The organism is Brevundimonas sp. ZS04, assembly GCF_001956865.1.
Lineage (GTDB): Bacteria > Pseudomonadota > Alphaproteobacteria > Caulobacterales > Caulobacteraceae > Brevundimonas > Brevundimonas diminuta.
Map to the genome: position 1 here is coordinate 213,315 of NZ_MTHE01000003.1, position 20,299 is coordinate 233,613.

15 protein-coding genes and 1 tRNA gene are annotated in these 20,299 nt (G+C 66.9%); 7 read left to right on the forward strand and 9 right to left on the reverse strand.

The features are described 5' to 3' along the window. Positions 1 to 4 precede the first annotated feature (4 nt). From nuoF to BJP32_RS05840, 7 genes are read right to left on the reverse strand one after another with little or no spacing between them, the layout of a single operon-like run. Positions 5 to 1,318, reverse strand: coding sequence for an NADH-quinone oxidoreductase subunit NuoF (gene nuoF / locus BJP32_RS05810; RefSeq protein WP_046653604.1), 1,314 nt, complete (start codon positions 1,316 to 1,318; stop codon positions 5 to 7). A gap of 6 nt (positions 1,319 to 1,324) precedes the next feature. Continuing rightward, the gene (locus BJP32_RS05815) at positions 1,325 to 1,594 is read right to left on the reverse strand and encodes a hypothetical protein (protein ID WP_040345153.1); all 270 of its coding nucleotides are present in this window, start codon (positions 1,592 to 1,594) and stop codon (positions 1,325 to 1,327) included. Continuing rightward, positions 1,594 to 2,268, reverse strand: coding sequence for an NADH-quinone oxidoreductase subunit NuoE (gene nuoE, locus BJP32_RS05820; protein WP_046653605.1), 675 nt, complete (start codon positions 2,266 to 2,268; stop codon positions 1,594 to 1,596). The genes BJP32_RS05815 and nuoE overlap by 1 nt, the downstream gene beginning before the upstream one ends. After that, on the reverse strand, positions 2,265 to 3,518 hold the full coding sequence (locus BJP32_RS05825) for an NADH-quinone oxidoreductase subunit D (RefSeq protein ID WP_076223359.1): 1,254 nt from the start codon (positions 3,516 to 3,518) through the stop codon (positions 2,265 to 2,267). Before BJP32_RS05825 ends, nuoE begins: the two co-directional genes overlap by 4 nt. A 17-nt stretch (positions 3,519 to 3,535) precedes the next feature. Next, a complete protein-coding gene (locus BJP32_RS05830; RefSeq protein WP_046653606.1) occupies positions 3,536 to 4,159 on the reverse strand; it encodes an NADH-quinone oxidoreductase subunit C in 624 nt (207 codons plus the stop codon). Further along, the gene (locus BJP32_RS05835) at positions 4,156 to 4,755 is read right to left on the reverse strand and encodes an NADH-quinone oxidoreductase subunit B family protein (RefSeq protein ID WP_087141646.1); all 600 of its coding nucleotides are present in this window, start codon (positions 4,753 to 4,755) and stop codon (positions 4,156 to 4,158) included. Before BJP32_RS05835 ends, BJP32_RS05830 begins: the two co-directional genes overlap by 4 nt. Further along, positions 4,725 to 5,102: an NADH-quinone oxidoreductase subunit A gene (locus BJP32_RS05840; protein ID WP_003164585.1), complete on the reverse strand. Its 378-nt coding sequence runs from the start codon at positions 5,100 to 5,102 to the stop codon at positions 4,725 to 4,727. Before BJP32_RS05840 ends, BJP32_RS05835 begins: the two co-directional genes overlap by 31 nt. Before the next feature lie 209 nt (positions 5,103 to 5,311). Here BJP32_RS05840 and BJP32_RS05845 point away from each other — a divergent pair, with 209 nt between their 5' ends. Together BJP32_RS05845 and BJP32_RS05850 are read left to right on the forward strand one after the other, a co-directional pair. After that, entirely contained in the window at positions 5,312 to 6,928 is a 1,617-nt protein-coding gene (locus tag BJP32_RS05845; RefSeq protein WP_046653607.1) for an AbgT family transporter, read from the forward strand. Positions 6,929 to 7,021: 93 nt separating this feature from the next. Continuing rightward, a tRNA-Asp gene (locus BJP32_RS05850) sits at positions 7,022 to 7,098 on the forward strand. A gap of 153 nt (positions 7,099 to 7,251) precedes the next feature. Here the strand turns inward: BJP32_RS05850 and BJP32_RS05855 are convergent. After that, complete coding sequence (locus BJP32_RS05855) at positions 7,252 to 8,502, reverse strand: glycosyltransferase (protein WP_052748056.1); 1,251 nt, start codon at positions 8,500 to 8,502, stop codon at positions 7,252 to 7,254. 299 nt (positions 8,503 to 8,801) lie between these two features. On the opposite strand from BJP32_RS05855, the gene BJP32_RS05860 reads away from it, so the two are divergent. The 3 genes from BJP32_RS05860 (at position 8,802) to lexA (ending at position 15,119) form a co-directional block, all read left to right on the forward strand. Further along, positions 8,802 to 12,080 (forward strand): autotransporter domain-containing protein, encoded by a 3,279-nt coding sequence (locus BJP32_RS05860; RefSeq protein ID WP_076223246.1) that lies wholly within the window; start codon positions 8,802 to 8,804, stop codon positions 12,078 to 12,080. Between the two features lie 116 nt (positions 12,081 to 12,196). Continuing rightward, on the forward strand, positions 12,197 to 14,293 hold the full coding sequence (locus BJP32_RS05865) for a S9 family peptidase (protein ID WP_046653610.1): 2,097 nt from the start codon (positions 12,197 to 12,199) through the stop codon (positions 14,291 to 14,293). 121 nt (positions 14,294 to 14,414) lie between these two features. Further along, positions 14,415 to 15,119 carry a transcriptional repressor LexA gene (gene lexA, locus BJP32_RS05870; RefSeq protein ID WP_003164579.1) on the forward strand — a complete coding sequence of 235 codons (705 nt, stop codon included), beginning with the start codon at positions 14,415 to 14,417 and terminating at the stop codon, positions 15,117 to 15,119. Positions 15,120 to 15,271: 152 nt separating this feature from the next. On the opposite strand, the gene BJP32_RS05875 is transcribed toward lexA, so the two are convergent. After that, complete coding sequence (locus BJP32_RS05875; protein ID WP_233126737.1) at positions 15,272 to 17,302, reverse strand: ComEC/Rec2 family competence protein; 2,031 nt, start codon at positions 17,300 to 17,302, stop codon at positions 15,272 to 15,274. Between the two features lie 118 nt (positions 17,303 to 17,420). Here BJP32_RS05875 and gltX point away from each other — a divergent pair, with 118 nt between their 5' ends. Continuing rightward, positions 17,421 to 18,836, forward strand: coding sequence for a glutamate--tRNA ligase (gltX, locus tag BJP32_RS05880; protein ID WP_076223249.1), 1,416 nt, complete (start codon positions 17,421 to 17,423; stop codon positions 18,834 to 18,836). Positions 18,837 to 18,903: 67 nt separating this feature from the next. Beyond that, a complete protein-coding gene (gene gltA / locus BJP32_RS05885) occupies positions 18,904 to 20,205 on the forward strand; it encodes a citrate synthase (protein WP_003164577.1) in 1,302 nt (433 codons plus the stop codon). The last annotated feature ends 94 nt before the right edge of the window (positions 20,206 to 20,299 follow it).

Sequence of the window (20,299 nt, forward strand, 5' to 3'; positions counted from 1 at the left end):
ACGATTACTCCGCCGCGATCGCGTGGCCGGCGAAGTTCGCGCGGCGGCTGCGGTAGGTGTGGATGCGCTCTTCGATCTCGTGACGGAAGTGCCGGATCAAGCCCTGAACGGGCCAGGCGGCGGCGTCGCCGAGGGCGCAGATGGTGTGGCCTTCGACCTGACCGGCCACGTCGAGCAGCAGGTCGATCTCCGACGGATCGGCGTCGCCGATCGCCATACGCTCCAGCACGCGCCACATCCAGCCGGTGCCTTCACGGCACGGCGTGCACTGGCCGCAGCTCTCGTGCTTGAAGAAGTAGCTGATGCGGGCGATCGCCTTCACGATGTCGGTGGACTGGTCCATGACCGTGACGCCGGCGGTGCCCAGCGACGAGCGCATTTCGCGCATGGAATCGAAGTCCATCAGGGCGACTTCAGCCTGTTCGCGCGTGATGACCGGACAGGACGCGCCGCCGGGAATGATGGCCTTCAGGTTTTCCCAGCCGCCGCGCACGCCGCCGCCGTGATCCTCGATCAACTGGCGCAGCGGGATCGACATGGCCTCTTCGACCACGCAGGGCGTGTTCACGTGGCCCGACAGCGACATCAGCTTGGTGCCGGTGTTGTTCGGACGACCGAAGCCGGCGAACCAGTCCGCGCCGCGACGCAGGATGGTGCCGACCACGGCGATCGATTCCACGTTGTTCACGGTCGTCGGGCAGCCATAGAGGCCGGCGCCCGCCGGGAACGGCGGCTTCAGGCGCGGCTGGCCCTTCTTGCCTTCCAGGCTTTCCAGCAGGGCCGTCTCTTCGCCGCAGATATAGGCCCCGGCGCCGTGGTGGATATAGACGTGGAAGTCCCAGCCGTGGACGTTGTCGTCACCGATCAGCTTGGCCTCATAGGCCTGCTTCACGGCGGCTTCCATGCGCTCGCGCTCGAGGATGTATTCGCCGCGCAGGTAGATGTAGCAGGCGTGGGCCTGCATGGCGAAGGAGGCGATCAGGGCGCCTTCGATCAGCAGTTGCGGATCATGACGCATGATCTCGCGGTCTTTACACGTCGCGGGCTCGGACTCGTCGGCGTTGATGACCAGGTAGTGAGGGCGATCCTTCACTTCCTTGGGCATGAAGGACCACTTCAGGCCGGTCGAGAAACCGGCGCCGCCGCGTCCGCGCAGCCCCGAGTTCTTGACGTTGGTGATGATCCAATCGCGGCCAAGGTCCAGCATGTCCTTGGTGGCGTTCCACGCGCCGCGCTTCTTCGCACCCTCAAGGCCCCAGTCGTGGAAGCCATAGAGGTTGGTGAAGATCCGATCCTTGTCTTGGAGGATGCCGACCATGATCCCTTAAAGTCCTTCCGCCATGCGGCGTTTATGATGGCGGGTGCGCTGGAAGACGGCGTAGATCACCAGCACCCATCCGACGGCCAACAGGCCATAGGCCGCCATCACCGCGTTGTCTGTCAGGCCGAAACGGCCTTCACGTGCGAACAAAACCAATGCGGCCGCAACCACGATACAGGCCAGCCCCGCCCAACGCGGGCGCCAGCCGACGCGACGCAGCTCGGCCCGATAGGCCGCCCTGCCCGCTTCTGTCTCGAGATTCGGCCGCCCCATCAGACCGGCGCCTTTTCAGCGACGGGCTCCGAATTCGGCAGCTTCTTGATCTTCTTGGCGGCCGAGCCGTCATACAGCGCCGGGTCGGTCAGCGTCCGCGCGCCGCCCTGCGGCTCGGACGTGTGACGGCCGACATAGCTGCCCGGCTTGGGCGTCTTGCCCGCGGCGAAGTCGTCGATGATCTGAGCCATGTTTTCAGGCGTCAGGTCTTCGTAATAGAGGTCGTTGATCTGGGCCACCGGCGCGTTCGAGCAGGCGCCGATGCACTCGATCTCCTGCCAGGTGAAGCGGCCGTCGGCGGACAGCTCGTCCTTGGGGCCGATCTTCTCGCGACAGACGCGCATCAGATCGTTCGAGCCGCGCAGCATGCACTGCGTGGTGCCGCACACCTGGATCAGCGCGGCCGTGCCGACCGGCGTCAGCTGGAACATGGTGTAGAAGGTCGCGACCTCCAGCACCCGGATATAGGCCATGCCCAGCAGCTCGCCGACAGCGCGCAGCGACGGCTCGGACACCCAGCCTTCCTGCTTCTGGACCAGCCACAGGATCGGGATCACGGCCGACTGGCGACGCGATTCCGGGTATTTCTTGATCCACCACTGAGCCTTTTCCATCGTCTCCTTCGAAAACTCGAAAGAGGCCGGTTGCTCCTTGGCCAGACGACGAACGCTCATCGGTCCACTTCTCCGAACACCATGTCGAGCGAGCCGAGGATGGCGGACACGTCCGCCAGCATGTGGCCGCGGTTCATCCAGTCCATCGCCTGCAGGTGACGGAAGCCGGGGGCCGACAGCTTGACGCGGTAGGGTTTGTTGGTGCCGTCCGACACCAGATAGACGCCGAACTCGCCCTTGGGCGCTTCGACGGCCGCATAGACCTCGCCTTCCGGCGTCTTGAAGCCCTCGGTGTAGAGCTTGAAGTGGTGGATCAGCGCTTCCATCGAACGCTTCATCTCACCGCGACGCGGCGGCGTGACCTTGTGGTCTTCCGACAAGACCGGCTCGCCGGGGCAGTTGCGCAGCTTGTGGATGCACTGCTCCATGATGCGCACCGACTGGCGCATCTCTTCGACGCGGACAAGGTAGCGGTCCCAGCAGTCGCCGTTCTTGCCGACGGCGATGTCGAATTCCATGTCGGCGTAGCAGTCGTACGGCTGGGCCTTGCGCAGATCCCAGGCGATGTCCGAGCCGCGCAGCATGACGCCCGAGAAGCCCCACGCCAGGGCGTTCTCCTTGGACACCACGCCGATGTCGACGTTGCGCTGCTTGAAGATGCGGTTTTCGGTGACCAGGCTTTCGATGTCCGCCAGCTTGGCCGGGAACTCGGCGCACCAGCGGCCGATGTCGTCGATCAGCTCGGGCGTCAGATCCTGGTGGACGCCGCCCGGGCGGAAGTAGTTGGCGTGCAGACGGGCGCCGCAGGCCCGCTCGTAGAAGACCATCAGCTTCTCGCGCTCTTCGTGGCCCCACAGCGGCGGGGTCAGGGCGCCCACGTCCATGGCCTGCATGGTCGCGTTCAGAAGGTGGTTCAGGATGCGGCCCATCTCCGAGTACAGAACCCGGATCAGCTGGCCGCGATACGGCACCTCCAGACCCAGCAACCGCTCGATGGCCAGGCAGAAGGCGTGCTCCTGGTTCATCGGCGAGACGTAATCCAGCCGGTCCAGGTAGGGGATGTTCTGGAGGTAGGTGCGCGCCTCCATCAGCTTCTCGGTGCCGCGGTGCAGCAGGCCGATATGCGGATCGACGCGTGTGACCAACTCGCCGTCCAGCTCCAGCACCAGGCGCAGCACGCCGTGCGCGGCCGGGTGCTGCGGGCCGAAGTTGATGGTGAACTTGCGGTCGTCCATCGCCCGCGCGTGCGGGGTCAGGCCGTCTTCATAGTCCTCGAACGGGTCGATGGCGGCGCCCAGCGGCGCGGGCATGTTCTTGACGTCGGCCATTACTGCGCTCCCGCCTTTTCATCGCCCGGCAGGACGGTCGGATAGTCGGCGCCTTCCCACGGAGACAGGAAGTCGAAGTTGCGGAATTCCTGCGTCAGCTTCACCGGCTCATAGACGATGCGCTTCTGCTCTTCGTCGTAGCGGACCTCGACATAGCCCGTCATCGGGAAGTCCTTGCGCAGCGGGTGCCCCTGGAAGCCGTAGTCGGTCAGGATGCGGCGCATGTCCGGGTGATCCGAGAAGATCATGCCGTACATGTCGAAGGCTTCACGCTCGAACCAGCCGGCCGACGGATAGACCGACGACACGCTGGGGACCGGCTTGACCTCATCGGTCGACACCTTGACGCGAACGCGCGCGGCGCGCGTCAGCGACAGCAGGTGATAGACGATCTCGAACCGCTCGGCGCGGTCGGGGTAGTCGGCGCCGCAGACATCCATGCACTGCTGGAAGCCGAACTGATCGCGCAGGGCCGTCATGACCTCGACGATCTTCTCGCGCTGGGCGATCAGGGTCAGTTCGCCATAGGCCACCACAGCCTCGACGCCGAGCGCCGCGACCATTTCCGTGCCCAGGGGCGTCAGGGCGGATTCGCGCTCCGCAACGCGCACCAGTTCGCTCATCGCTCGATGGTCCCCGTGCGGCGGATCTTCTTCTGCAGTTGCAGGATGCCGTACAGCAGGGCCTCGGCGGTCGGCGGGCAGCCCGGAACGTAAACGTCCACCGGCACCACGCGATCGCAGCCGCGCACGACGCTGTAGCTGTAGTGATAGTAGCCGCCGCCGTTGGCGCAGCTGCCCATCGAGATGACGTAGCGCGGGTCCGGCATCTGGTCGTAGACCTTGCGCAGGGCCGGAGCCATCTTGTTGGTCAGCGTCCCGGCGACGATCATCAGGTCCGACTGGCGCGGCGAACCGCGCGGCGCGGTGCCGAAACGCTCCAGATCGAAGCGCGGCATCGACAGGTGGATCATCTCGACGGCGCAGCAGGCCAGACCGAACGACATCCACATCAGCGAGCCCGTGCGCGCCCAGGTGATGACATCGTCCAGCGAGGTCGTCAGGAAGCCGCGCTCGCCCAGCTCCGTATTGACGGACTCAAAGAACTTGTCGTGGATCTTGGGATCATAGCCCTCGACGGTCGAACGCGCAGCCGAGCCGGCGGGGACCAGAGGACTGGAGGGGGCGATCACTGCCATTCCAGGGCTCCCTTCTTCCATTCGTAGATGAAGCCGACCGTCAGGACGCCCAGGAAGACCATCATCGACCAGAAGGCGAAGACCATGCCGCCGTGCGACAGGTCGAACATCGACACAGCCCACGGGAACAGGAAGGCGATTTCCAAGTCGAAGATGATGAAGAGGATCGACACCAGATAGAACCGCACGTCGAACTTCATGCGCGCGTCGTCAAAGGCGTTGAAGCCGCACTCATAAGCCGAGAGCTTCTCGGTGTCGGGGTTCTTGGGGGCCAGCACCCAGGCCGCCAGCATGAAGCCGGCGCCGAGCACGATGGCGATGCCCAGGAAAACGACGATCGGAAGATATTCTAGAAGAAATTCGTTCATTCGAGCTGCCTCGCCCGCCGGGAGGTAGGGGGCGGATTCGGGGCTTCTTAGACCCAACCTCGCCAGGGTTCAAACCCATGTCGGCAAAGGTTTTTTGTTGCGAACGGTTCGCAGTTTTTTGGGCGATTTGCCGCAGGCCGCGTGATTGCCTCTTATGCCGTTGATCCGCGAAATGCGTCATCGCCTTCAACACAGCCGAGAGCTTGCGCATGAACCTGGCCGCCCGCCTGCTGAACTCAATCGAACGCATCGGCAATCGGCTGCCAGATCCTGTTTTCCTATTCCTATGGCTGATCCTGGGCCTGGTGGCCTTGAGCCTGGTCGGCGCGGGCCTGGGCTGGTCCGCGGTCAATCCGGTGACGGGCGAGGTGCTTCAGGCGCAAAGCCTGCTGTCGCCCGCCAATCTGGAGCGGCTGTTCATCGGCATGCCGCGCACCCTGGCCGATTTTCCGCCGCTGGGGATCGTCATCACCATCATCTACGGCGCCTCGGTGGCCGAACGGACGGGCCTGTTCTCCACGGCGATCCGAGGCGCGCTGCTGAACGCGCCGCGCTTCATCCTGACGCCGATCGTGGTGATCACCGGCATGGTGTCGCACCACGCCTCGGACGCCTCCTATGTCGTGGTGATTCCGCTGGCCGCCGTCATCTTCGCCGCAGCGGGCCGTCACCCGCTGGCCGGTCTGGCCGCCGGCTTCGCCGCCGTCTCGGGCGGCTATGCAGGCAATCTGTTCCCCGGCGCCAGCGACGCCCTGATCCTGGGCATCACCGAGCCAGCCGCCCACCTGATCGATCCGTCCTACGCCGTCAGCATCGCCGGCAACTGGTTCTTCATCGTCGGGGTGGTGATCGTCTTCACCCCCATCGTCTGGTTCCTGACCGACCGGGTGATCGAGCCGCGCCTGGGTCCCTGGCTTCCGCATAGCGCCGCCCCGGTCGCCGCCGAAGAGAAGACGCCCCTCACCGCTGCCGAAAAACGGGGCCTGGCCTGGGCGGGCCTGACCATCCTGGCCATGATCGCCGTCTGGGCGACCGTGACCTTCCTGCCCGGCTCGCCCTTCGTCGACGCCGACGCCGAGCCGGAACAGCGCTTCAATCCCCTGTACCGCTCTCTGGTCGCCTTCTTCGCCCTGACCTTCTTCATGGCGGGCGCGGCCTTCGGCGCAGGCTCAGGCTCGATCAAGACCCACCACGATCTGGTTCGCATGATGCGCGAGGGGATCAGCCAACTGGCCCCCTATATCGTCCTGGCCTTCTTCGCCGCTCACTTCGTCGCCATGTTCAACTGGTCGGGCCTGGGACCGATCCTGGCGGTCAACGCGGCGGCCTCCTTGCGCGAACTGGCCCTGCCCACGCCGCTGCTGCTGATCGTGGTGGTGCTGGTGTCCTGCATCTTCGACCTGTTCATCGGCTCGGCCTCGGCCAAGTGGTCGGCCCTGGCGCCCATCGTGGTGCCCATGTTCATGCTTTTGGGCATCAGCCCCGAGATGACGACCGCCGCCTATCGCATGGGTGATTCCGTCACCAATATCGCCACGCCGCTGATGAGCTACTTCCCGCTGATCCTGACCTTCGCCCAGCGCTGGGATCCGAAGTTCGGCCTGGGCTCGCTGATGGCGACCATGCTGCCCTACGCCGGCGCCTTCCTGATCGCCGGCCTGATCATGGTGGCGTCCTGGGTGGCGCTGGATCTGCCGCTGGGACCGGGCGTGGGCGTGCACTATGAACCGCCGCCGCCCGCCACGGCGTCGCAACTGCCCGCAGACGGCGGAATCGCCGGTCCCGTAGCCCCGCCGCAGGCCGCCGCAGCCCCCTCGGCGAGATGATTTGATTTATCCACAGCCGCGTCGCTTGACGTGCGGCGCGGCCCCGCCTAAACGACGCCCCTCGCCGCGGCGCACAGCGCTTCGGATGGGAACGCGGGTGTAGCTCAGTTGGTTAGAGTGCCGGCCTGTCACGCCGGAGGTCGCGGGTTCGAGCCCCGTCACTCGCGCCACTCCTCTCAGGGATCTGAGGGAGTGGCGCACCGCCCTTCCCTCTCCTCTCTCAGAAAATCGAGATTGATCGCAGACGCAGCTTTCGCGCGTCTGTTCCGCCATGTCCGGCCTCAAGCCCTCGGGACGAGCCCGAGGGCGACCACAGCAGACGGTTAGTTGATCGGCAGCGCCTCTTGCGGCGTGACGAACTCGGCCTTCCCGGTCAGTTCGCCGTAAAGCATGGTCAGATCCTCGAACACGCGGTTCCAGGCGAACTGCTCGACCGCCTTGACCCGCGCCGCCTGGCCCAAAGCCTCCACGTCGCGTGCGAACAGAGCCTCGATGGCCTCGGCGTAATCGACCGGATCAGCCGAGGCGGCCAGTTGTCCCACGCTCTCGTCCACCGTCTCGGCGACGCCGCCCGCATTGACGCCGACCACGGCCCGGCCGCAGGCCATGGCCTCCAGCACGATCAGGCCGAACGGCTCCTTGTCATTGGCGTGCACAAAGGCGTCGCAGCTGGCGATGATGCGGGCCACGGCGCGCGGATCCTTCTCATACGGCAGGGAGATGACCCGTTCCTCAGGCGGCATCCCCGCCCCCGCGCCGACCAGCACCAGATGATAGGGCGCGCCCAGGCGCTGCACCGCGTCGATCAGGACGCCGACGTTCTTTTCCTTGGCCGGACGCCCGGCGAAGCACAGCAGGCGGGCGTCAGCGCCCAGTCCCAGCCGCTTCAACAGCCAGTCGCGATCCCGGCGATCCGGGTGGAAGGTGTCGACCTCGACCCCCAGAGGACGAATCACAATGTCGCCCACGCCCGCCTCTTCCAGGCGCTGGGCGATGAATCGGCTGGGCGAGACGACCCGATCGAATTGCGAGAACAGCTTGGCCCAGCGCTTCTCGACCGGCTTCTTGGCCCATTCGCCGAAATGCAGCGCCGCCAGCGCCGCCGGATCCGAGTGGCAGAATCCGACGACCGGACAGCCGACTCTCTGGCCCGCCTCCAGCGCGCCCTGGCCCGGCGTATAGGGATCGCCCGCCTCGATCAGCGTAGGGTTGAGCGACGACACCCAGGCGCCCCAGCGGCGCACGGAACTGGGCCAACGATAGCCGTCGCCGAACGGCAGCTTGGGCGCATGCAGACGGACGACGCCGTCCGGCTCCGCCCGGTATCCCGCGCCGGGAACCACCAGGTTGTGCGCCACGCCCGGCCGATTGGCCTCCAGCCAGGCCTTCTTCGACAGCAGATAGCGCTTCACCCCGCCGGAGCGCGGCGCGAACAGCATGGTGGTGTCGACCATGCGCGGGCGGGAATCAGCAGCGGCCGCCTTCATCGCTCGCAAGGTGTCGGCCACCTCTTCATCCAGGCCGGGGAACAGCCTCAGTTCGCTTTCCTGGACGTCGATATGGCTCGCGCTCATGCGGTGGACCTTCTGCCTGTCGTTCTTCACGTTAACGCTAAAGCTCCGGCTTTGGATGCGACGGGCCCGGTTAATCTTCACCGTGCTTTTCGGCCCCTACCGCTTGCAACCGTCACGCTCAAGAGGCCGCTGCTTTCCAGTCGCCCGCCGCCGCTTTTCATCTGCCGTTCAGGTTGATCTCCCTACGGCCGGTCTTGCATTCGCCTCAAATTCGAGAAACTTGGGGCATGCGGGCGTGGACCCTGATAGGAGGGTCGCCTTCAATCCTTGCGCGTGCGACCACGAGGGGTTTCTTACGAATGCGTATCTTGCTCGCGAGCGCTGTTGCGATCGCTCCTCTGCTGGTCGCTTCCGGCGTTCAGGCTGAACAGGTCATCTCCAACGGGCGGACGACGCCCATCAGCACCGCGACCGCCAACAACGGCGCTCCCGACGACGTTCGGCTCGCCAACGGCGGTTCGATCACCGTGACCTCGGGCGCCGCCGTGACGCTGAATTCCAGCAATGACGTGAAGCTGGACGCCGGCTCTAAGATCGACATGCTCAAGTCCGCCGACGGCGCCACGGGCGTCCTGGTCAACGGCGGCAATACCGGCGACGTCACCATCGGCGGCGCCATCAACATCACCGACTCCATCGAGGAGTATAAGGACGACGACAAGGACGGCGACCTGGACGGCCCGTTCGCCGACGGCACGAACCGTCACGGCGTCCGCGTCACGGGCTCGGCTCCGCTGGTCGGAAACATCCGCATCGAATCGTCCGGCTCGATCAAGGTCGAGGGCAACAATTCGTCGGGCCTGACCGTCGAGGCCCCGCTGACCGGCAACCTCTTCAGCCAGGGCCAGATCAGCGTCGTCGGCAATGACACCTACGGCATCCATACGACCGGCGACATCACGGGCGACGTCACCCTCCTGGGCAGCGTCGCCGCCGTCGGCGAAAACGCGGTCGGCGTCGCCATCGACGGCGCCGTCGACGGCGCGGTCAAGATTCAAGGGGCCGTCACCAGCACCGGCTATCGCTACACCACGGCGCCCCCATCTAAGCCGACCACGGGCCAACCCCGTGAAGGCGCGACCTATCTCGAGAACCTGGACGCCGACGACCTGCTGCAAGGCGGCCCGGCTGTCCGCATCGCGGGCGACGTCGCCAAGGGCGTTCTGTTCGACACTGCGCCGTCCTATGGGGCCGGCGGAATCGAGGGAGACGACGACGGCGACGGCGTCAAGAACGGCGACGAGGACGACGACGGCGACGGCAAGAAGAACCGCGAGGACGACGACCGCGACGGGGACGGCATTCCAGACGCTCAGGAAACGACGGCCTCCATCCGCTCCTTCGGCGGCGCGCCGGCGTTGCTGGTAGGCTCGACCGACAAGGCCATCACACTGGGCGCGGTCGGAACCGGCGACAACGCCTATGCGCTGATCAACCGCGGCGCCATCGAGGCCGCCGGCGTTTACAAGAACATCGACGCCGCCGCCGTCCAGATCGGCGGCACGGGCCAGACGGTCAGCCTGGCCGGCGGCCTGAAGAACCAGGGCACGATCACCGCCACGGCGAACACCGGCGACAGCACCGGCGTGCTGGTCGGCGCGGGCGCGACGGTCCCCAGCATCTTCAACTCCGGCACGATTCAGAGCGTCTCGGCGGGTTCCGAAGCCAATGTGGCCGCGGGCGTGCTGATCACTCAAGGCGCCAACGTCTCTTCGCTCAGCAACTCCGGCACCCTGTCGGCGGGCGTGAACGGCTCCAAGAGCGACGCCGTCGCCGTGCGCGATCAATCCGGCACGCTGACTTCGATCAACAACACCGGCAGGATCCTGGCGGTCGTCAGCCCTGAAAAGGACGTGGCCCAGACCGGGTCAGCCATCGCCGTGGACGTCAGCGCCAACAGCACGGGCGTCACCCTGGTGCAGGACGGCGTGGTCATTCCCGACCACAAGCTGCCGGACGCCGACAAGGACGGCGTGCCCGACGCCAATGAACCCGCCATCCGCGGCGACATCCGCCTGGGTTCGGGCGCTGATGTGCTGGACATCCGCAACGGCACGGTGACCGGCGACATCTCCTTCGGAACCGGCGCCGACCGCCTGTCCATCAGCGGCGGCGCCGTGGTGACCGGCAAGCTGTCCAACGGCGACGGCCAACTGGACATCGACGTCTCCAAGGGCACGCTGGATGCGCGTCATACGGGTCAGCTTCAGGTCAGCGACCTGAACGTCGGCGCCGACGGCAATCTGATCGTCACCCTGGACCCCGCCAACAACGCCAACGGCGGCTTCAAGGTCAGCGGCAGCGCCGACCTGGCCGATGGCGCGGGTCTGGGCGTTCGCTTCAACTCCCTGATCCAGGATCCGACGTCCTTCACCATCATCGAGGCGGGCGACCTGAACGTCGGCGCCATCGACCAGGACGCGCTTCAGTCCAACTCGCCCTACGCCTTCGTGGTCAAGGCCAACGTCGACGACGCCGCCGGCAAGCTGACGGTCGACGCCCGTCGCCGCACGGCGGAAGAAGCCGGCATGATCAAGGCCGAGGCCGCCGCCTATGACGTGCTCTACGCCGGCCTGGCCGATAATGAGCTGATCCGCGCGGCCATGCTGAACCAGACGGACCGCGACGGCTTCTTCAACATCTATCAGCAGCTGCTGCCTGACCACTCTGGCGGTCCGCTGCTGTCGCTGGCCAGCGGCGTCGACGCCGTGACCCGCGCCCTGACCGGCCGCAACGCCGCCGCGACGCCGGGCGAAACCAGCGCCTGGGTGCAGGAGATCAACTTCTACGCCGACAAGGACAAGACCGACACCTACGGCTTCCGTTCGGAAGGCTTCGGCCTGGCGGGCGGCGTCGAGCGCGGCACCGACATGGGCGCTTTCGGCCTGACGGCGGCCTTCACCTCGTCGGATCTGGAAGACCCCGAAGCGGCGGCTGAAGAAGTCTTGTCGGCCAACCTGCTGGAGCTGGGCCTCTACTGGCGCGCTCAAGGCCAGTACTGGACGACCTGGGCGCGCGCGGCCGGCGGCTACGCCTCCTTCAGCGCCACGCGCAAACTGGTCGCCGACGGCATCAATCTGAAGAACGAGTCCGACTGGCACGGCCTGACCTTGGCCGCCGCCGGGGGCGCGTCGTACGAGCGTCACTTCGGCCGCCTGAACATCCGCCCCGAGGCCTATGTCGAATACTTCTCGCTGAGCGAGGACGCTCGTACCGAAAAGGGCGGCGGCGACGGCTTCGATCTGAAGATCGACGAACGCGACGGCCACATCTTCTCGGGCGTGGCTGCGGTGAACATCGGCTACGGCTTCGGCAAGGACGGCTGGATCCGCCCCGAGGTCCGTCTGGGCTGGCGTCAGAACTTCTCGGTCGACGCCGGGACCACCATCGCCCGCCTGGCTTCGGGCGGCGACGCCTTCACCCTGACGCCCGCCAGCATCGAGGGCGGCGGTCCGATCCTAGGCTTCCGTCTGAACGTCGGCAACGATCTGGGCATGCTGGCCGTCACCGGCGACGCCGAACTGCTGGAAGACTACGTCCGCTACACCCTGCTGCTGCGGGCCAGCTTCAAGTTCTGACTTTTCTTCGGAACGCGAATGAAAAAGGGCCGCCGGATTCGTTCCGGCGGCCCTTTCCCTATCTTGCCGCCCCCTCGCGCCTTTCTATGATCCCTCCAAACCAGAGGGGGTTTCATATGAACAAGTTCGCCTGGGCGGCCTGCGCCCTGATCCTCAGCGCCCACGCGCCCGCGATGGCGCAAACCGCCGTCCAGGCGGCCGCCGCGCCCAGCCTGCCGACCGCCGACCGCGGCCTGTTCACCGCGCAAGACCTGTTCGGCATGGAGGTCGCCTCCGACGCCCAGATCAGTCCAGACGGCGGACAGATCGCCTATGTCCGCCAGACGGCCGACATCATGACCGACCGGATGCGCCCGACCATCTGGCTGATCGACGTGAAGACCGGCCGTCATTCGCCCCTGATCGCCTCGGCCGGTTCGCATCGCCAGCCGCGCTGGTCGCCGGATGGTACGCGCCTGTCCTACATCTCCAGCGCCGAGGGCGGCGCGCCCCAGTTGTTCGTGCGCTGGATGGCGTCGGGTGAATCGGTCCGCGTCACCAACCTGCCCAACACCCCGTCCAGCGTCAGTTGGTCGCCCAACGGCGAGCAGTTGGCCTATTCCGTCCTGGTCCCTGGCGAAAAGCCCAAGATCGGCTCGCCCCTGGCCAAGCCCGAGGGCGCCCAGTGGGCGCCGCCGCTGGAGATCATCGACAGCGTCTCCTACCGCTCCGACGGCCAGGGCTATCTGAAACCGGGCTTCCGCCACGTCTTCGTCGTCGGATCGCAGGGCGGCGGCGCGCGCCAGTTGACGCACGGCGACTTCCACCACGGCGGCGGCCTGTCCTGGTCGGCCGATTCCCGCACCCTCTACCTCAGCGCCAACCGTCGCCCAGATTGGCAGCGCGAAGCCGCCGACAGCGAAGTCTTCGCCCTGGATGTTCAGACCGGCGGCCTGACCGCCCTGACCAGCCGCGCGGGGCCGGACAACGCCCCCGTCGCCTCGCCCGACGGCCGCCGCATCGCCTACCTGGGTTATGACGACAAGCGGATGGGCTATCACAACACCCGCCTCTATGTGATGGACGCCGACGGCTCGAACAGCCGCGCCCTGACCGAGAGCCTCGACCGCTCGGTCCAGTCTCCGGTGTGGAGCCGCGACGGCCGCTCGGTCTATGTCGCCTATGACGATCAGGGCCGCACCAAGGTCGCCCGCGTGTCGCTGGACGGCGCCGTCACCACCCTGATCGAGGATCTGACCGGCGACGACTTCGGCCGCCCCTACACCGGCGGCGGCTTCACCGTGGCCGACGACGGGGCCATCGCCTATACGCGCGGCACGCCTGCGCGTCCGGCCGACGTCCACGTCCTGAAGGGCGGCCGCAGCACCCAGCTGACCCGCCTGAACGCCGACTTCCTCAGCGCCCGCCGGCTGGGCGAGGTGCGCCGCATCCAAGTCGCCTCCTCCCACGATCAGCGCGCGGTCGAAAGCTGGCTGACCCTGCCGGCCGACTATGTCGAGGGCCAGCGCTATCCGCTGGTGCTGGAGATCCACGGCGGCCCCTTCGCCGCCTACGGCCCACACTTCGCCACCGACAACCAGCTGTTCGCCGCTGCGGGCTATGCGGTGCTGTCGGTCAACCCGCGCGGCTCGACCTCCTATGGGGACGAGTTCGCCAACCTGATCCACCACAACTATCCGTCGAACGACTATGACGACCTGATCAGCAGCGTCGACGCCGTCATCGCTCAGGGGATCGCTGACCCGAACAAGCTGTTCGTCACAGGCGGTTCGGGCGGCGGCGTGCTGACTAGTTGGATCGTGGGCAAGACCGACCGCTTCAAGGCCGCCGTCGTCCAGAAGCCGGTCATCGACTGGGCCAGCTTCGTGTTGACGGCCGACAACCCGGCCTTCTTCGCCCGCTACTGGTTCGGCGAATATCCGTGGGAGAACCCGGAAGCCTACTGGCGCCGGTCGCCGCTGTCGCTGGTCGGCAACGTCAAGACTCCGACCATGGTCGTCGTCGGCGACGAGGACTATCGCACACCCGTCAGCGAGTCGGAGCAGTACTACACCGCCCTGCAGCTGCGCGGCGTGCCAACGGCCCTGGTGAAGATCCCCGGCGTCGGCCACAGCCTGGCCGTCCGCCCGTCCCAGAACGCCGCCCGCATGAACGCCATGATCGAATGGTTCGCGCGCTACAAGGACGGCGCACCGGCCGCTCCGGCGCAATAAGACCCGGCCCCGCGCCCGTCATGCGGCGGGCGCGGGGGTTCAGCGTGGCGTTAGTTGACTTTTAACCAGAACACTTACAGAACATCATCAACGGTTCACGCCTTGTTCTGGATTCTGCGCCATGCTCACGAAGAAACAGCACGAACTCCTGATGTTCATTCATGAGCGCATCCGGGAGACGGGCGTTTCGCCGTCCTTCGACGAGATGAAGGAGGCGCTGGACCTGGCGTCCAAGTCCGGCATCCACCGCCTGATCACGGCGCTGGAGGAACGCGGCTTCATCCGCCGCCTGGCCCACCGCGCCCGCGCGCTGGAGGTGGTGAAGCTGCCGGAGCAGGCCACGACCGCCGCCCCGGCCAAGGGCCGCGCGCCCTTCAAGCCCGACGTGATCCAGGGCGGCGGCCTGAACCCTCGCCCCGCCGTCGCCGAGGCCGCCAACGATGTGCGCGACCTGCCCCTGCTGGGCAAGATCGCCGCCGGCACCCCCATCGCCGCGATCCAGCACGAACGCGAGCGCCTGCCCGTCCCCGAAGCCATGCTGGGCGCGGGCGAGCACTACCTGCTCGAAATCGAGGGCGACTCCATGATCGAGGCCGGCATCCTCGACGGCGACACGGTCATCATCAAGCGGGTGGAGAACGCCTCTTCCGGCGAGATCGTCGTCGCCCTGGTCGAGGGCGAGGAAGCCACGCTGAAACGCCTGCGCAAGAAGGGCCAGTCCATCGCGCTGGAGCCCGCCAACAGCGCCTATGAGACCCGCATCTTCGGCCCCGATCAGGTCGAGGTTCAAGGCAAGCTGGTCGGCCTGCTGCGCCGCTATCACTGAGGCCCCCATCCTCGCTCGTCCCGGCGGACGCCGGAATCCAGTGCTTTGGCTTCAAGCGGGTCGTCTGGAAGTTTGCCTTTAATCTAGCCTCCTCTGGCCAACGACAGCACGTGCGGCTCTGACTGGATCCCGGCGTCCGCCGGGATGAGCGGCTAGAGGTGAGCCCCGCTCCACGGCCGCCGTCCCCGCACTTCCGCCGCCCACAGGGCGCGCCAGCCGCCCGCCTCATCCCGCCACAGCTCCACCGAGCCGCCGCGCGCATGATCCGCACCGTCCAGCACCAGCCGCCCCTCGCATGACGACGGCAGGACCGCGACCACGGCCCGTACGCTGACCACCCCGGCGCTGCGGCACATCTGATCCATCTGCGCCTCGCTAGGCGACGCCTTGCCCCACCACAGCGCCAGCACGCCTTCCTCGTCCTGCGGCGCGCAGAAGGAGCGTTTGCAGGTCCAGCCTTCGCCCGGTCGCACCACCGCTTCCAGCCCCCGCCGCCGGGACCACAGGTCGCTGGCGAACTGGCGCACCGCGGGCCGCATCACGACCGCCTGCTCCCCCTGCCGATAAGCCGCATTCGCTCCGCCGTCGCCGATCCAGACGTCCGGCGGCGCCGGGCGCGGCCAGATCAGCACCGCCGCCGCGAACGGCAGGCCCAGCCAGCGCCACCGTCCGCGCCACAGGCACATGAACAGTATGCCCAGGAAGGCGACCGGCAGAGCCGCCGCCGGGGCGCTGGGGATCGCCTGAACCGCGCCGGGCAGACCAGCCGCCCAATGGCCGATCGCCAGCATGACATCCACCGACTTGCCCGCCAGCCACAGGAAGGGCGCGCCCAGGCCCAGCGGCTCCAGCGCCGCGCCCAGCGCAAGCGCGGGCATCATGATGAAGTCCGCCAGCGGCGCCGTCGCCAGATTCGCGACCAGTCCATAGACGGCCGTGCGGTTGAAATGCTGCATGGCGAACGGCCCCGTCGCCATGCCTGCCACCAGGCTGGCGGCGCAGGCGGCCAGCAGCCAACTGCCGAACCTCTGCACCGCGACGATGGGCCAGGGCGCGGCGAACTCTCGGATGCGGCGCGGCCAGACCTCGACCAGCGCCACCAGGGCCGCCGTCGCTGCGAAGGACATCTGGAACCCCGGCGTCACCACGGCCTCGGGCCGCAGCAACAGCACGACGAAGGCCGCCGCCGCCAGCGCCCGCATCGTCACCGCCTGCCGGTCCGCCAATACGGCCAGAAAGGCGATGGAGGCCGTCACCGCCGCCCGCTCGGCCGGCGGCGGCGAACCCGAAATGACCAGATAGGTTCCGACCGCGATCAGACCCGCGATCGCCGCGACCTTCTTGCCCGACACGCGCAGCGCCAGCCACGGCCAGGCCGCGACCAGCAGGCGCGCCGCGAAGAAGACAAAGCCCCCCACGACCGCCATGTGCAGGCCCGAGATCGACAGGATGTGCGCCAGTCCCGAATCCCGCATGGCGTCCAGATCCGGGCTCTGGATCCAGGTCTCGTGCCCCGTGGTCATGGCCGCCGCCACCCCGCCGGTCCGCTCGCCCAGGCGCGCCACGATCCGCTCGGCCAGGGCGTAGCGCACGGCGTTGATCTTCATCGCCATCCGCACCCGCCAAGGCGGCGGCGCCAAATCGGCGGTGCGCGTCGGCCCCAAGGCGAACAGCGTCCCGCCCATGCCCTGAAAATAGGCGTTGCGGCCGAAGTCATAGGCGCCGGGGCTAGCGGGGGGCGGCGGCGGATTCAGGATGCCGAAGACGCGGATGGCCGCGCCGGGCGGCGGCGGCGTCCCCTTCACCGTGACCCGCAATCGCTCGGGCGTCGCCTCAGGCGCCAGTCCGCGCACCTTCACCGGCGCCACGACGACGCGGGCGCCGTTCTGGCCCGGCGAGTCCACATCCATGACCCAGCCTTCAAGCTGCGTAGGCTTCATGTCCGCAGGCGCGATCGGGGCCGCCACGGCCACAGCCCTCAGCTTGGCGACCGCCAACCCGCCGCCGAAGCAGGCCAGCATCAACAGAAGCAAAGTCCCCCAACGCGGCAAGCCCCGCGCCCGCCCGACGATCCACATACAGAGCAGCACGAAGGCCGCCGCCGCCAGCGGCCACGTCGCCGGCTCGTCTTTCAGCACGAAATAGGCGGCGCACCCTGCGCCGAAACAGACGGACGACCACAAGGGCCAGCGATCCGCCTGCGCCCGCACGTCATCGCAAAGACTGTCAATTAACCGGGCCACAAGGGTTCGCTTCCCCACGGGCGGGCGTATAAGACCCTGCCCTATGGACCCTGCCTCTATGACCTCCCCTTCCTCGACCGTCGTCACCCGCTTCGCCCCCTCGCCCACAGGCTACCTGCATATCGGCGGGGCGAGAACTGCGTTATTCAACTGGCTGTACGCCAAGGGACGCGGCGGCAAATTCCTGATCCGCATCGAGGACACCGACCGCGAGCGTTCGACCGACGAGGCGGTGAAGGCCATCTTCGACGGCCTGTCCTGGCTCGAACTGTTCGGCGATGAAGAGCCGGTCTTCCAGTTCGCTCGCGCCGACCGTCACCGCGACGTGGTCAATGAACTGCTGGCGACCGGCCACGCCTATCGCGACTTCCTGACTGCCGACGAGACCACGGCCCTGCGCGACCAGGCCAAGGCTGAAGGCCGCGACTTCGTCTCGCCCTGGCGCGACCGGGAGCCGAGCGTCGACGATCTGACCAAGCCGCACACGGTGCGCTTCCGCCGTCCGCTGGATCAGGCCGTCGCGGTCGACGACGCCGTGCAGGGAACCGTGCGCTGGGAATCCGCGTCGCTGGACGACCTGGTCATCCTGCGCTCGGACGGGGCGCCGACCTACAACCTGGCCGTGGTGGTGGACGACCACGACATGGGCGTGACCCACGTCATCCGCGGCGACGACCACCTCAACAACGCCGCCCGCCAGAGCCTGATCTACGACGCCCTGGGCTGGACGCGCCCGACCTTCGCCCACATCCCCCTGATCCACGGCCCCGACGGCGCCAAGCTGTCCAAGCGCCACGGCGCCCAGGCGGTGCACGAATACGCCGACATGGGCTATCTGCCCGAAGCCATGCGCAACTATCTGGCCCGTCTGGGCTGGGCGCACGGCGACGACGAACTGTTCAGCGACGAGCAGGCGCTGGCCTGGTTCGACCTGACCGGCGTCAACAAGGCCCCCGCCCGCCTCGACTTCGACAAGCTGGCCCACGTCAACGCCCACTGGCTGCGCCTGGCCGACGACGATCGCCTGGCAAAACTGACCCTGGACGCCCATCTGGGGCGCGGCCGCGCGTTGCAGCCGGACGACGAGGAACGGCTTCTGCGGGCCATGCCTTTCGTCAAGGATCGCGCCAAGACCATCCCCGAACTGGCCGATCAAACGGCATTCGTGTTGCAGGCGCGTCCGCTCGCGTTGAACGAGAAATCAGCCGGTTTGCTGCAGGGCGAAAGCGGTCAGCGAATTTCACGACTGCGTGAACGGCTAGGTCTTTTCCAGAGCTGGGACGTCTTCGCCCTGGAAGCCGAACTTAAGGTTTTTGCCGAAGAAGAGAGCGTAGGCTTCGGAAAAATCGGGCCTTCCATGCGCGCCGCCTTGACGGGCGGCTCGGCGTCGCCAGATATCGCACGCACTCTTTGCGCGCTCGGGCGCGACGAAAGTCTCGGACGCTTGGATGATGCGCTGCAACAGACTAAGTGATCACCCATAAACAACTCAGGCCGTCCGCCTCCCCGCGCGCCGGTCGAAAGAAGAACAAGGGGCCTAGATGACTGAACAAGCGAAACCCGCCGGCTCGGCGACCCTGTCCTACCAGGACAAGTCCATTGAGCTTCCCGTCCTCTCCGGCTCGACCGGCCCGGACGTCATCGACATCCGCAAGCTGTACGGCGGCACCGGCGCCTTCACCTTCGATCCCGGCTTCACCTCCACGGCGGCCTGCGAATCGGGCCTGACCTATATCGACGGCGATGAAGGCGTCCTGCTGCACCGCGGCTACCCCATCGACCAGCTGGCCTCCAAGTCCAACTTCCTGGAAGTCTGCCACCTGCTGCTGCACGGCGAACTGCCGAACGCCGCCGAGTTCGAAGAGTTCGAGCAGAGCGTCACGCGCCACACCATGCTGCACGCCCAATTCGACCGCTTCTTCGAGGGCTTCCGTCGCGACGCCCACCCGATGGCGATCATGGTCGGCACCGTCGGCGCCCTGTCGGCCTTCTATCACGACAGCCTGGACATCCATGACCCGGTCCAGCGCAACATCTCGGCCATCCGCCTGATCGCCAAGATGCCGACGATCGCGGCCCGTGCGTACAAGTACCACATCGGCCAGCCCTTCATCTCGCCGCGCAACGACCTGTCGTACGCCGAGAACTTCCTGCGCATGTGCTTCGCCGTGCCGGCCGAGGACTATCACGTCGACCCGGCCCTGGTGCGCGCCATGGACCGCATCTTCATCCTGCACGCCGACCACGAGCAGAACGCCTCGACCTCGACCGTCCGCCTGGCCGGTTCGTCGGGCGCCAACCCCTTCGCCTGTATCGCCGCCGGCATCGCCTGCCTGTGGGGCCCGTCGCACGGCGGCGCCAACGAAGAGGCGCTGAACATGCTGAAGGAAATCGGCACCCCGGACCGCATCCCCGAGTTCATTCAGGGCGTGAAGGACCGTAAGTACAAGCTGATGGGCTTCGGCCACCGCGTGTACAAGAACTACGATCCGCGCGCGAAGGTCATGCAGCAGTCGGCCTATGAAGTGCTGGCCGCCACGGGCCGTGAAAACGACCCGCTGTTCCAGGTCGCCAAGGAACTGGAACGCGTCGCCCTGCAGGACGAGTACTTCACCTCGCGCAAGCTGTTCCCGAACGTCGACTTCTATTCGGGCATCACCCTGTCGGCCATGGGCTTCCCGACCACCATGTTCACCGTGCTGTTCGCCCTGGCGCGCACCGTGGGCTGGATCGCCCAGTGGCAGGAAATGATGGCCGATCCGTCGCAGAAGATCGGTCGCCCGCGTCAGCTGTACACCGGCCCGACCGAGCGCGATTACGTGCCGCTGGCCCAGCGCGGCTAAGACGTCGCCCAGCGCAGAATGCAGAAACGCCGGGGCGAAAGCTCCGGCGTTTTTCTTGGCTCTTGCGCAAGATCAACGCGCGGCAGCCATGAAC